The organism is Streptomyces roseicoloratus, assembly GCF_004117935.1.
Taxonomy (GTDB): domain Bacteria; phylum Actinomycetota; class Actinomycetes; order Streptomycetales; family Streptomycetaceae; genus Streptomyces; species Streptomyces roseicoloratus.
This window is the reverse complement of sequence record NZ_SDOY01000143.1, coordinates 1-13,021: the sequence shown is the minus strand read 5'-3', so window position 1 is coordinate 13,021 and position 13,021 is coordinate 1. Positions and strand designations below refer to the sequence as shown.

Sequence of the window (13,021 nt, the reverse complement as noted above, 5' to 3'; positions counted from 1 at the left end):
CTCCCATTAAGGGGTCCCGTCATGGTTGCTCTCGATGCCCCCGCCCCCGCCCCCGCTCCAGCGCCCGCTTCCGTTCCGGCTTCCGCTTCGGCTTCCGCTTCGGCCGTCCCGGCGGCGGGACCGCGGATGGACGGACGGATGCGGCTCGTCCTCGTCGTCCTCCTCGTCGCCCAGTTCATGCTCGCCGTCGACTTCTCCATCCTGAACGTGGCCCTGCCCGTCATCGGCCAGGGACTCGGCTTCAGCCTCGGCGGCCTCCAGTGGATCGCCACCTCCTTCGCCCTCGCCGCCGCCGGCTTCACCCTGCTCTTCGGGCGGATCGCGGACCTCGTCGGCCGCCGCCGGATCTTCCTCGGCGGCATGGCCGTCCTCGGCGCCGCCTCCCTCGCCGGCGGGCTCGCCACCGGTCCCGAGGTCCTCATGGCCGCGCGCGTCGCCCAGGGACTCGCCACCGCCGCCGTCACGCCCGCCGGGCTCTCGCTGCTGACCTCCGCGTTCCCCGAGGGCCCGCTGCGCGACCGGGCGCTCGGTCTCAACGGCGCCCTCATGTCGGCGGGCTTCACCACCGGGGCCGTGCTCGGCGGCGTCCTCACCGACCTGCTGTCCTGGCGCTGGGCCTTCTTCGTCAACGTGCCCGTCGCCCTCGCCGTCCTCCTCGTCGCCCCCGCCGTCATCAAGGAGAGCCGGCCCGCCGAGCGGCCCCGCCTCGACGTGCCCGGCGCCGTCACCGTCACCGGCGGCCTGCTCGCCCTGGTCTACGGCCTCACCGCCGCGGGCGAGCACGGCTGGAGCCACCCCGCCGTCCTCGTCCCCCTCGCCGCGGCCGCCGCGCTGCTCGCCGTCTTCCCGCTGGTCGAACGGCGCTCCGCCGCGCCCCTCGTCCCCGTCCGCGTCCTGCGGCGCCGCACCGTCGTCTGGGGCAATCTGGCCGGGCTCGTCGCCTTCGCCACCGAGACCTCGCTGGTCTTCCTGATGACGCTGCACCTCCAGGACGTGCTCGGCTTCTCCCCGCTCGCCGCCGGACTCTCCTTCGGCGTCCTGGGCGCCGGCACCGTACTCGGCGGCCTGCTCGCGCCCCGCTTCATCGGCCGCTTCTCCGCCCGTACCGCGCTCGTCGCCGGCGGGCTGCTCCAGGCCGCGGCCACGCTCCCGCTCGTCGCGCTCGGGGACGAGCGGAGCATGTACGGACTGCTGCTCGCCGCCACCTTCGCGGGCGGCGTCGGCAACATGCTCGCCATCGTCGGGTTCATGGTCACCGCGACCTCGGGGCTGCCCGACGCCGAGCAGGGCATGGCCACCGGCATCGCCACCATGACCCAGCAGGTCGGCATCACCCTCGGCACCCCGGTGATGAGCGCCGTCGTCGTCACCGCCGCCACGCTCCCCGGCGGCATCGCCCGCGCCGTCGCCGTCAACGCGGCCGTGGTCGTGGCGGCCGCCGCGGCCTCGGCACTCTTCCTGCGCCGGCCGCGCGGCCGGACGCGTCGGCAGGACGCGCGATAGGCGGGATCGGGGAGGACCTCCCCGCCGCCCGCACCCGGGCACGCCGAAGGCCGGACCCCCCGCACAAGGGGCCCGGCCTCCGGCGGACGAGCGTGTCGACGGCGGCAGGCCCCTGGGGCCTGGTCCGCGGGACCGGTGCTACGCCGGCCAGAACGACCGCGCCCAGGAGCGCGGCCCCGGGCTGGGGCGGACGCCGCGGGCGATGCGGGCCGGGTCCGACCAGCCCTCCGGCACCCTCGGGCCGCCGCCCGCGGCGGCAGCCGCCGCCGTCGCGGCGGCCCGGGCCTGGACCACCGCCAGTGCGGCGGCCAGCTCCTCCGGGGTCGGGTTTCCTCGTACGACCTTGATCACAGCAGCAGCTCCTTCCGGGGCCTAGAGCGGGATGTTGCCGTGCTTCTTCGGAGGCAGGGATTCCCGCTTCGTCCGCAGCTGACGCAGGCCCTTCACGATCTGCGCGCGGGTGTCGGACGGCATGATCACGCCGTCGATGTAACCGCGCTCGGCCGCGACGTACGGGTTGAGCAGGGTGTCCTCGTACTCCTGGATGAGCCGGGTGCGCACCGCCTCGACGTCCTCGCCGTTCGCCTCCGCCTCGGCGAGCGTGCGCCGGTGCAGGATGTTGACCGCGCCCTGCGCGCCCATGACGGCGATCTGCGCGGTCGGCCAGGCCAGGTTGATGTCGGCGCCCAGGTGCTTGGAGCCCATGACGTCGTACGCGCCGCCGAAGGCCTTGCGGGTGATGACCGTGATCAGCGGGACCGTCGCCTCGGCGTACGCGTAGATCAGCTTCGCGCCGCGGCGGATGATGCCGCCGTACTCCTGGTCCACGCCCGGCAGGAAGCCGGGGACGTCGACGAAGGTCAGCACCGGGACGTTGAAGGCGTCGCAGGTGCGGACGAAGCGCGCCGCCTTCTCGCTCGCGTTGATGTCGAGGCAACCGGCGAACTGCATCGGCTGGTTGGCGACGATGCCGACCGGGAAGCCCTCCACGCGGCCGAAGCCGGTGACGATGTTCGGCGCGAACAGCGCCTGGGTCTCCAGGAACTCGCCGTCGTCGAGGACGTGCTCGAGCACGGTGTGCATGTCGTACGGCTGGTTCGCGGAGTCCGGGATCAGCGTGTCGAGCTCGCGGTCCTCGTCCGTCGTCTCGGTCTCGGCGACCTCGGGGAAGGCCGGCGGCTCGGAGAGGTTGTTCGACGGCAGGTACGACAGAAGGGACTTGACGTACTCGATCGCGTCCTTCTCGTCGCCCGCCATGTGGTGGGCCACGCCCGACGTGGTGTTGTGGGTGCGGGCGCCGCCCAGCTCCTCGAAGCCGACGTCCTCGCCGGTGACCGTCTTGATGACGTCGGGGCCGGTGATGAACATGTGCGAGGTCTGGTCGACCATCACCGTGAAGTCGGTGATCGCGGGCGAGTACACCGCGCCGCCCGCGCAGGGACCGACGACCAGCGAGATCTGCGGGATCACACCGGAGGCGTGGGTGTTGCGGCGGAAGATCTCGCCGTACATGCCGAGCGCGCTCACACCCTCCTGGATGCGGGCGCCGCCGGAGTCGTTGATGCCGATGACCGGGCAGCCGGTCTTCAGGGCGAAGTCCATCACCTTGATGATCTTCTGGCCGAACGTCTCGCCCAGCGCGCCGCCGAAGACGGTGAAGTCCTGCGAGAACACGGCGACCGGGCGGCCGTCGACGGTGCCGTAGCCGGTCACCACGCCGTCGCCGTACGGGCGGTTCTTCTCCAGGCCGAAGTTGGTCGAGCGGTGCCGGGCCAGCTCGTCCAGCTCCACGAACGAATCCTCGTCGAGCAGGAGTGCGATGCGCTCGCGCGCGGTCAGCTTCCCCTTCGCGTGCTGCTTCTCGACGGCCCGTTCGGAACCGGCGTGCGTGGCCTCGCCGATCCGGCGCTGCAGATCCGCGATCTTGCCCGCGGTCGTGTGAATGTCGATCTCGTCGTGCTCTGCCGGCTCGGACATCGGGATGCGGCTCCCTGCCTGGTCACGGGGGGTTCGTTGACTACGAATGGGCTACTGCCCTGCTACTGACCCGTAGCGTATCGGCGTCGATACGGTTCGGCAGTGCGGCGTTTGCCACACCTACGCTGGCTTGCATGACGTCCTCCCAAGGCTCAGCGGGACGCTGGTCCGACCTCGACCGGCCCCCCCTCAACGCCCCCGCCCTGCGCCGCGCGCTCGTGCTCCCCGACGGCCTGTGGACCTCCCTCGACGTGGTCGAGTCCACCGGCTCCACCAACTCCGACCTCGCCGCCCGCGCCGACGAACTCGCCGAGGGCGCGGTGCTCGTCGCCGAGGAGCAGACCTCGGGGCGAGGCCGGCTCGACCGCAGCTGGACCGCCCCCGCGCGCTCCGGCCTCTTCCTCTCCGTCCTGCTCAAGCCGGCCGTGCCCGTGCACCGCTGGGGCTGGCTGCCGCTGCTCACCGGCGTGGCCGCCGCGAGCGGCCTCGCCAAGGCCGCCGGCGCCGAACTTTCCCTCAAGTGGCCCAACGACCTCCTCGTCCGCGTGCGGGGCGAGGAGCGCAAGACGGGCGGCATCCTCGCCGAGCGGGCCGGCGCCGACGGCGTCGTCATCGGCCTCGGCATCAACGTCGGCCTCCGCGAGGACGAGCTCCCCGTGCCGGCCGCCGGCTCCCTGCTCCTCGCCGACGCCGTCTCCACGGACCGCGACACCCTGCTGCGCGCCGTGCTGCGCTCCGTGGAGCAGTGGTACGGCGACTGGGTCCGCGCGGACGGCGACCCGGCCGCCTCCGGCCTCCAGGAGGCCTACGCGACCGCCTGCGCCACCCTCGGCCGCCGCGTCCGCGCCGACCTGCCCGGCGAGCGCATGCTCGAGGGCGACGCCGTCGCCGTCGACGGCGACGGCCGCCTCGTCGTCGCCACGGAGGGCGGCGGCACCGAGGCGGTGGCGGCGGGCGACATCGTCCACCTGCGGGCGACGGACTGACGGGCCGGACCGGCGGCGCCGGGCGGCGGGCGACGTCGTCCGGTGGCGGGCGGCGCGGGGGCGCGGCGCCGGGAGGCCGGACCGCGGCGCAGGGAGGCCGCGGCCCGTGGTCCTCGCCGGGCCGCCTGGGCCGGGCTGCTGTCGTCCTCGCCGGGCCGCCGGGGCCGGATCTCACTCGTACGGACCGGCCGTTCCCGCCCGCCGCGGGCGGTGCGCGGCCGGTTCGGGCGTGAGCCAGCACACACCTGTCGTATCGTGGAGCGCGATTCGTGGACCGCGACGCGTGACGCGTCATCCACGCGACAGAACGGCAGGACAGTGGGCAGGGAACGGGCAGGAGGCGGCCGGTGACCGTCGACGACGCGAACAACGGCGGCGCGGCCGAACCAGCTGAACCTCCGACCTATCCCACGCCCCACCATGTCGTCGACCACACGGCCGAGCCGACCGACGACCCCCTGGCGATCCGCCTCGAACAGCTCATCCTCGGCGCCGACCGCCGTTACACGCCGTTCCAGGCCGCCCGCACCGCCGGCGTCTCCATGGAGCTCGCCTCCCGCTTCTGGCGCGCCATGGGCTTCGCCGACATCGGCCAGGCCAAGGCGCTCACCGAGGCCGACGTCCTCGCGCTGCGCCGCCTCGCCGGTCTCGTCGAGGCCGGACTGCTCAGCGAGCCGATGGCCGTGCAGGTCGCCCGTTCCACCGGCCAGACCACGGCCCGGCTCGCCGAATGGCAGATCGACTCCTTCCTGGAGGGCCTCACCGAGCCGCCCGAGCCCGGCATGACCCGCACCGAGGTCACGTACCCGCTGGTCGAACTGCTCCTGCCCGAGCTGGAGGAGTTCCTGATCTACGTGTGGCGGCGCCAGCTCGCCGCCGCCACCGGCCGGGTCGTGCAGGCGGCCGACGACGAGGAGATGGTCGACCGCCGGCTCGCCGTCGGCTTCGCCGACCTCGTCGGCTTCACCCGGCTCACCCGGCGCCTGGAGGAGGAGGAGCTCGGCGAGCTCGTCGAGGCCTTCGAGACCACCTGCGCCGACCTGGTCGCCGCGCACGGCGGCCGGCTCATCAAGACGCTCGGCGACGAGGTCCTGTACGCGGCCGACGACGCCGGCACGGCCGCCGAGATCGGCCTGCGGCTGATCGAGACCCTGGGCCACGACGAGACCATGCCCGCCCTGCGGGTCGGCCTCGCCTTCGGCACCGTGACGACCCGGATGGGCGACGTCTTCGGCACCACCGTGAACCTCGCCAGCCGCCTCACCTCGATAGCCCCGAAGGACGCCGTCCTGGTCGACAGCGCCCTCGCCGAGGAGCTCACCAGGACCGGCGACGCACCCGTCTCCGAGACCCAGGCGGCGGAGGAGACGGCCCGCGCCGAGAAGGAGGGCGACCACCCGCCCGCGTACCGCTTCGCGCTCCAGCCGATGTGGCAGCGGCCGGTCCGCGGACTGGGCGTCGTGGAGCCCTGGCTGCTGAGCCGCCGTCCGACCTGAGCCGCCGTCCGACCTGAGCCGCCGTCCGACCTGAGCCGCGTCCTTCCGGGCCCCGGCCGGCCGGCGGCGCCCCCTCCGGACCTTGCCCCGGGGCCCTGGCCCTGGGAGCCGTCAGGGCCAGGCCCTAGGATCTCCCGGTGAACAGCCGTTAACACCCGTTGACCGCGTGACCGGGAGGGCCGAGGATGTCCCAGCAGTCCGAGCAGCGTTCCGAGCAGGGCTCGGTGCAGTCCGAGCAGCGTTTCGGTGAGTTCGTCGCCGTACGGAAGGACGGGCCCGGGCACGTCGCCGAGCTCGTCCTCGACCGGCCCAAGGCGATGAACGCCGTCTCCTCCGAGATGGCCCGCTCCATCGGCGCCGCCTGCGCCGCGCTCGCCGACGACCCCGCGGTCCGCGTCACCGTCCTGACCTCCTCCCACGACCGGGCCTTCTGCGTGGGAGCCGACCTCAAGGAGCGCAACTCCTTCAGCGACGCCGACCTGGTCCGCCAGCGGCCCGTCGCCCGCGCCGCGTACACCGGTGTCCTGGAGCTGCCGATGCCGACCGTGGCCGCCGTGCACGGCTTCGCCCTCGGCGGCGGTTTCGAGCTCGCGCTGTCCTGCGACCTGATCGTGGCCGACGCGACCACCGTGGTCGGACTGCCGGAAGTGTCGGTGGGCGTGATCCCCGGCGGCGGCGGCACGCAGCTCCTGCCGCGCCGGGTGGGCGCCGCCCGCGCCGCCGAGCTGGTCTTCACGGCGCGCCGGGTCGAGGCGGCCGAGGCGCGCGAACTGGGTCTGGTGGACGTCCTGGCGGAGGACGCCCGTACCGCCGCCCTCGAGCTCGCCGGGCGCATCGCGGCGAACTCGCCGGTCGGCCTGCGCGCGGCCAAGAAGGCCATGCGCCTCGGTCAGGGCCTCGACCTGCGGGCGGGCCTGGAGGTCGAGGACGCGGCCTGGCGTTCGGTGGCCTTCTCCGGGGACCGGGCGGAGGGCGTGGCGGCGTTCAACGAGAAGCGCCGCCCGGAGTGGCCGGGCGAGTGAGCCGGCGGCAGCCCGCCCGGACGGCGAGTGGTCGCGATTTGCACTAAATGTCACTTTCCGTGACGTCTCGGAAGGGAAAACGGATCAAACGTCCCTAAGCTGGAGGAATGGGAGAGGACGTTCGGCTGCGGGCCGTGGTGGCGCTGGCTCAGGCGATGGCGGCGGCGCACACTCCGCGCGAGTTCTGGCGGGCGGCCGCGCTGGGCGCACGGGACGCGCTCGGCGGCAGTTTCGCCGCGCTCTCCGTCTGGGAGCGGGACCACGGCCGGCTGAAGGTCCTGGTGAACGCCGGGGAGCGGGCGGTGGGCGAGGAGGAGTTCCCGGACGCCGAGACCTATCCGGTCTACCAGTTCCCGGAGATCACGGAGTTCCTGCACGAGCAGTGGGCGGGCGGCGGCGAGCCCGACGCGTGGGTGGAGACCGCCGACGACCGCGTGCCGACCGGCCGGGTCACCGGCCTGCGCCGGCGCGGCCGCGGCTGCTGCGTGGTCGCGCCGATCGTGCTGCACGGGCGGGCCTGGGGCGAGCTGTACGTGGCGAGGCCGGCCGGGGCGGTGCCGTTCGACCGGGACGACTCCGACTTCGCGACCGTGCTCGCGGCGGTGGTGGCGTCCGGGATCGCCCAGGCCGAGCGCCTGGAAGAGGTCCGCAAGCTCGCCTTCACGGATCCGCTGACGGGCCTCGCCAACCGCCGGGCCGTCGACACCCGGCTCGACCAGGCGATCGAGCGCTATCGGGTGGACGGGTCGGTGGTGAGCCTGCTGGTCTGCGACCTCAACGGGCTCAAGCGGGTCAACGACACCCACGGCCACGCCGTCGGCGACCGTCTGCTGGAACGGTTCGGCTCCGTTCTGTCACGGTGCGGGGCGATGCTTCCGGGCGCGCTGGCCGCGCGGCTCGGCGGCGACGAGTTCTGCCTGCTGACGGTGGGGCCCACGGCGGACGAGGTGGTGGCGGTCGCCGAGGAGCTGTGCGTCAGGGCGGCGGAGCTGGAGCTGGGCGAGGGCGTCGCGTGCGGGGTCGCCTCGACCGGCGACCCGATCGGCCCGCTGAAGTCGGCCCGCCGCCTCTTCCGCCTGGCCGACGCGGCCCAGTACCAGGCCAAGGCGGCCCGCTCGGCGAAGCCGGTGGTCGCGGGCCGCGACGGCGCCGTCATCCGCCTGGCCGACGCCCCACCGGGAGCCAGGGACAGGCGCCGCTTCCGCGACGCACCGCCGCAGTAGGGCGGGACCGGCCTCGACGCTGGCACCAGCACCGACGCTGGGACCGGGACCGACGCCGGGGCCGGCACCGACGCCAGCACCGGCACCGACGTCAGCACCGGCACCGGCACCGGCGTCGAGGCCGTGGGCCGTCCGTCCGCTAACGGCGTCCGCCGAACTCCCAGGCGTACACCTCGACATCGGCGTACCGCTCCACCGTCAGCAGCGCACGCGCCGACTCCGCGTCCGGCGCGCGGACCAGCGCCGCGGTGCCGAGCCAGGCGGAGCCGTCGTCGGACAGCAGAGGGCCGTACGCGATGAGCTCGTCCCGGTCCCGCGGCACCTCCAGGTCGACCGGCTCGCCCTGGCCGAGCCCGAGCACCAGGAAGCGGTCGCCTCCGGACCGGCCGCCCGGGAAGTCCCCCATCGTGCGCCCCAGCGCGTTGCGCCACCGGCGGATCAGCACGTCCCGGATGGCGCCGGCCTGGTAGGCCGGCTCGCCGAACGCGAACGCCCGCGCCGCCTCGGGGCCCGGCAGGTCGACGATGTGCACGCTGCCCACGAGCCGTTCGCCGTCGGCCACGTCGAACGCCGGCCCGCGGGCGATCATCTCCTTCTCGAACCGGTCCATGTACGACCAGTGCGCTTCCAGCAGGTCCCGGCGCAGCGGCAGGGAGCCGGGCCGGTCGCGGTGATAGACGAGGAATTCCATCCCGTGAGGATGCGCGAGGGGGCACGCGCGAGTCGATCGATTTCAGGCCACCCGGCAGGCCATCCGGCAGGCCATCCGACAGGCAACCCGACAGCCCACCCGACAGGGCCGCCGATGGCTGCCGCCCGAAAAGATCTGTGCGACGCAGACGAATGGGTTAACCTCTGCGTGGCGCAAAGATTGCGTCACGCAGAAGAATACTCCCTGGAGGATGCATGCTCACCGTCGCCGTCACCGGTGCCACCGGCGCCCAGGGCGGGGCCACCGCCCGTGCCCTGCTCTCCGCCGGGTGCCGCGTCCGCGCCCTCACCCGTGACCCCGGTTCGCCCGCCGCCCGCGCCCTGGCCGCCCTCGGCGCCGACGTCCGCCGCGCCGACTTCGACGACCGCGTCTCGCTGGACGCGGCCCTCGCCGGCGCGGACTCGCTCTTCGCCGTCACCACGCCCTTCGGTGCCGACGTCGCCACCGAGGCGCGCCAGGGCAGGCGGCTCGTCGACGCCGCCGCGGCCGCCCGCGTCGGGCACGTCGTGTTCACCTCCGCCGCCCACGCGGACCGTGCCACCGGCGTGCCGCACTACGAGAGCAAGTGGGCCGTCGAGCAGCACCTGTACGCCTCCGGCCTGCCGTGGACGGTGATCGGGCCGGCCGCCTTCATGGACAACTTCGCCCACGGCTGGACCCTGGAAGGGCTGCGCGAGGGCTCCTTCGCCTGGCCCCTGCCGGCCGGCACGCCGCTCACGCTCATTCCCGCCGCCGACATCGGCGCCTTCGCCGCGCTCGCCCTCCGGCGCCGCGACGGGTTCACCGGCCGCCGCGTCGACATCGCCTCCGACGAGCGCACCTCCGGCGAGATGGCGGCCGTCCTCGCCTCCGCCGCCGGCCGGCCGGTCGCCCACCACGAGGTGCCGCTCGGCGTGGTCCGGCGCCACTCCGCAGACCTGGCGGCCATGTTCGCGTACTTCGCCGGCCCCGGCCTCGCCGTCGACGTGGCCGGGCTGCGCCGCGCGTACCCCGAGGTCGGCTGGCACTCCTTCGCCGACTGGGCGGCGGGGCAGGACTGGGCGGGGCTGCTCGGGCCGGCCCGTTCGGCCGGGAACGGGAGCCTCACGCCTGCCGTCTAGTGACAGGTCGCTCTTCAGTCCGTAGGGTGCTGAATATGGATATGCAGACTGTCGTCCTTGGGACGTCCGGCACCACCCCGCAGGACGTCATCGACGTAGCCCGCCACGGCGCCCGCGTCGAGCTGTCGTCCGAAGCCGTCCAGGCGCTCGCCGCCGCCCGCGCCACCGTGGACGCGCTCGCCGCCAAGCCCGAGCCGGTGTACGGCGTCTCCACCGGCTTCGGCGCGCTCGCCACCCGCCACATCGGCCACGACCTGCGCACCCAGCTCCAGCGGAACATCGTGCGCTCGCACGCCGCCGGCATGGGCCCGCGGGTCGAGCGCGAGGTCGTCCGCGCGCTGATGTTCCTGCGGCTCAAGACCGTCGCCTCCGGCCACACCGGCGTCCGGCCCGAGGTCGCCCGGACCATGGCCGACCTGCTCAACGCGGGCATCACGCCCGTCGTCCACGAGTACGGCTCGCTCGGCTGCTCCGGCGACCTCGCACCGCTCTCCCACTGCGCCCTCACGCTGATGGGGGAGGGGGACGCCGAGGGGCCCGACGGCGAGGTGAAGCCCGCCGGCGAGCTGCTCGCCGCCGCCGGCATCGAGCCCGTCGAGCTGCGCGAGAAGGAGGGCCTCGCCCTCCTCAACGGCACCGACGGCATGCTCGGCATGCTGATCATGGCCCTCGCCGACCTCGACACCCTCTACAAGTCGGCCGACGTCACCGCCGCGCTCTCCCTCGAAGCCCTCCTCGGCACCGAGAAGGTCCTCGAGCCCGAGCTGCACGCCATCCGCCCGCACCCCGGCCAGGCCGCCTCCGCCGCCAACATGCTGGCCGTGCTCAAGGGCTCCGAGCTCACCGGCCACTACCAGAGCGGCGAGGCCCCCCGGGTCCAGGACGCCTACTCCGTCCGCTGCGCCCCCCAGGTCGCCGGCGCCGGCCGCGACACCATGGCCCACGCCCGGCTCGTCGCCGAGCGCGAGCTGGCCGCCGCCGTCGACAACCCGGTCGTCCTCGCCGACGGCCAGGTCCGCTCCAACGGCAACTTCCACGGCGCCCCCGTCGCGTACGTCCTCGACTTCCTCGCGATCGCCGCCGCCGACCTCGGCTCCATCGCCGAGCGCCGCACCGACCGGCTCCTCGACAAGAACCGCTCGCACGGCCTGCCGCCGTTCCTCGCCGACGACGCCGGCGTCGACTCCGGCCTGATGATCGCCCAGTACACGCAGGCCGCCCTGGTCAGCGAGATGAAGCGGCTCGCCGTCCCGGCCTCCGCCGACTCCATCCCGTCCTCGGCGATGCAGGAGGACCACGTCTCCATGGGCTGGTCCGCCGCCCGCAAGCTGCGCACCGCGATCGGCAACCTCAACCGGATCATCGCCGTCGAGCTCTACGCCGCCACCCGCGCCATCGAGCTGCGCCACGGCCTCAGCCCGGCGCCCGCCTCCGCCGCCGCCATCGAGGCGCTGCGCGCGGCCGGTGTCGAGGGTCCCGGGCCGGATCGTTTCCTCGCGCCCGACCTGGCCGCTGCCGACGCCTTCGTCCGCGAGGGCCGGCTGGTCGCCGCCGTCGAGCCGGTCACCGGCCCGCTGGCGTAGCCGTAGCCGGTCATGGCGTAACCGGTCATGCCGTAAGCGTCATGCCGGAGCCGTTTCCCCCGCGTCCGACCGCGTCCGCGCGGACGCACGCGCAAGGGCCGCCCCGCTCGCGTTGGTTCTAGTGGTTGTCGCAACACCCCAGTTCAAGGGGTGCGATGGACTTCCAGATCCGAGCGGACCGGACACCGCAGGGGCGTAAGAAGTTGTCCCGGGAGCGGGAGGCATACTCCCGGCTCGTGCGGCAGGGATACAGCAACACCGAAGCGTGCCGGATTGTCGGCATCGATGAGCGGACCGGTCGGAAGTGGCGCAACGGCCGCTCCGGGGAACGCAACCGGAAGCCGGTACCACCGATCAATCTGGTGGTGCCGGCTTCCGGTCCGTCCCGATACCTGAGCGAGGACGAGCGGATCCACATCGCGGACCGGCTGCGGGAGAAGGCCACGGTACGGGCGATCGCCGCGGAGCTGGGCCGAAGTCCGTCCACGGTCAGCCGGGAGATCCGCCGCAACCGCACCGACGGCACACGCGGCCAGTGGCACTACCGCCCGCACGCCGCCCAGGCCCGCGCCGACGCCCGCCGTCCCCGCCCCAAGCCCCGCAAGATCCTCCGGAACCCCGAGCTGCGGGACGCCGTCCAGACGATGCTGGACGAGAAGTGGAGCCCGGAGCAGATATGCCACGCTCTGCGGACACAGTTCCCCCAGCGGCCGGAGATGCACGTGGTCCACGAGACCGTCTATCAGGCACTTTATGTCCAGGGCAGGGGTCAGCTGCGGCGCGAGCTGGCCGGCGCCCTGCGCTCCGGGCGGGCCCGCCGCAGACCCCAGCGGCAGGCGAACTGCCGCCAGCCGCGTTTCACCACCCCGATGGTGATGATCAGCGAACGGCCCGCCGAGGTGGAGGACCGGGCCGTTCCCGGCCACTGGGAGGGCGACCTGATCATCGGCAAGGACGGCAGGTCCGCGATCGGCACCCTGGTCGAACGCGCCACCCGCTACGTCATGCTCCTGCACCTGCCCGGCGACCACGGAGCCGAGGCCGTCCTGACTGCCCTGACCGCCACCGTCCAGACCCTGCCCGCCCAGCTGATGCGGTCCCTGACCTGGGACCAGGGCAGCGAGATGGCCCGCCACGCGCAGTTCACCCTCGCCACCGACATCCCGGTCTACTTCTGCGACCCCGCCAGCCCCTGGCAGCGCGGCTCGAACGAGAACACCAACGGCCTGCTGCGGCAGTACTTCCCCAAAGGCACCGACCTGTCCGTCCACGACCCCGAGCACCTGGCCGCCGTCGCCGACCAGCTCAACCGCCGCCCACGCAAAACGCTCGGCTGGGAAACCCCGGCCGAGCGCCTGCATAAACTACTCGCGGCCTGACCAACACGACCACGTGTTGCGACGACCCCTAGAAACCGCC

General features: G+C 73.8%; 11 protein-coding genes. 8 read left to right on the top strand and 3 right to left on the bottom strand.

Annotated features, from left to right (window positions below):
- Positions 1 to 21 precede the first annotated feature (21 nt).
- Entirely contained in the window at positions 22 to 1,503 is a 1,482-nt protein-coding gene (locus ESG85_RS23160; protein WP_128982316.1) for an MFS transporter, read from the top strand.
- Positions 1,504 to 1,641: 138 nt separating this feature from the next.
- Here ESG85_RS23160 and ESG85_RS23155 read toward each other — a convergent pair whose 3' ends face one another.
- Both ESG85_RS23155 and ESG85_RS23150 read right to left on the bottom strand, forming a co-directional pair.
- A complete protein-coding gene (locus ESG85_RS23155) occupies positions 1,642 to 1,854 on the bottom strand; it encodes an acyl-CoA carboxylase epsilon subunit (RefSeq protein ID WP_128982314.1) in 213 nt (70 codons plus the stop codon).
- A gap of 21 nt (positions 1,855 to 1,875) precedes the next feature.
- Complete coding sequence (locus ESG85_RS23150) at positions 1,876 to 3,480, bottom strand: acyl-CoA carboxylase subunit beta (RefSeq protein WP_128982312.1); 1,605 nt, start codon at positions 3,478 to 3,480, stop codon at positions 1,876 to 1,878.
- A 134-nt stretch (positions 3,481 to 3,614) separates the two neighbouring features.
- Here ESG85_RS23150 and ESG85_RS23145 point away from each other — a divergent pair, with 134 nt between their 5' ends.
- From ESG85_RS23145 to ESG85_RS23130, 4 genes are all read left to right on the top strand, one after another.
- Entirely contained in the window at positions 3,615 to 4,466 is an 852-nt protein-coding gene (locus tag ESG85_RS23145; RefSeq protein ID WP_128982311.1) for a biotin--[acetyl-CoA-carboxylase] ligase, read from the top strand.
- Between the two features lie 347 nt (positions 4,467 to 4,813).
- Positions 4,814 to 5,962: an adenylate/guanylate cyclase domain-containing protein gene (locus tag ESG85_RS23140; RefSeq protein WP_128982309.1), complete on the top strand. Its 1,149-nt coding sequence runs from the start codon at positions 4,814 to 4,816 to the stop codon at positions 5,960 to 5,962.
- 185 nt (positions 5,963 to 6,147) lie between these two features.
- Positions 6,148 to 6,984: an enoyl-CoA hydratase/isomerase family protein gene (locus ESG85_RS23135; protein ID WP_128982306.1), complete on the top strand. Its 837-nt coding sequence runs from the start codon at positions 6,148 to 6,150 to the stop codon at positions 6,982 to 6,984.
- 107 nt (positions 6,985 to 7,091) lie between these two features.
- Entirely contained in the window at positions 7,092 to 8,207 is a 1,116-nt protein-coding gene (locus ESG85_RS23130; RefSeq protein ID WP_128982304.1) for a GGDEF domain-containing protein, read from the top strand.
- Between the two features lie 139 nt (positions 8,208 to 8,346).
- Here the strand turns inward: ESG85_RS23130 and ESG85_RS23125 are convergent, their stop codons facing one another.
- The gene (locus ESG85_RS23125; protein ID WP_128982302.1) at positions 8,347 to 8,898 is read right to left on the bottom strand and encodes a YciI family protein; all 552 of its coding nucleotides are present in this window, start codon (positions 8,896 to 8,898) and stop codon (positions 8,347 to 8,349) included.
- Between the two features lie 215 nt (positions 8,899 to 9,113).
- Between ESG85_RS23125 and ESG85_RS23120 the strand changes: the two genes are divergently transcribed.
- The 3 genes from ESG85_RS23120 (at position 9,114) to ESG85_RS23110 (ending at position 12,981) form a co-directional block, all read left to right on the top strand.
- Positions 9,114 to 10,019 (top strand): NmrA/HSCARG family protein, encoded by a 906-nt coding sequence (locus ESG85_RS23120; protein ID WP_128982301.1) that lies wholly within the window; start codon positions 9,114 to 9,116, stop codon positions 10,017 to 10,019.
- A 41-nt stretch (positions 10,020 to 10,060) separates the two neighbouring features.
- Positions 10,061 to 11,602 carry a histidine ammonia-lyase gene (gene hutH / locus ESG85_RS23115; protein WP_128982481.1) on the top strand — a complete coding sequence of 514 codons (1,542 nt, stop codon included), beginning with the start codon at positions 10,061 to 10,063 and terminating at the stop codon, positions 11,600 to 11,602.
- A 155-nt stretch (positions 11,603 to 11,757) separates the two neighbouring features.
- Positions 11,758 to 12,981 carry an IS30 family transposase gene (locus tag ESG85_RS23110; RefSeq protein ID WP_128977433.1) on the top strand — a complete coding sequence of 408 codons (1,224 nt, stop codon included), beginning with the start codon at positions 11,758 to 11,760 and terminating at the stop codon, positions 12,979 to 12,981.
- Positions 12,982 to 13,021: the final 40 nt, after the last annotated feature.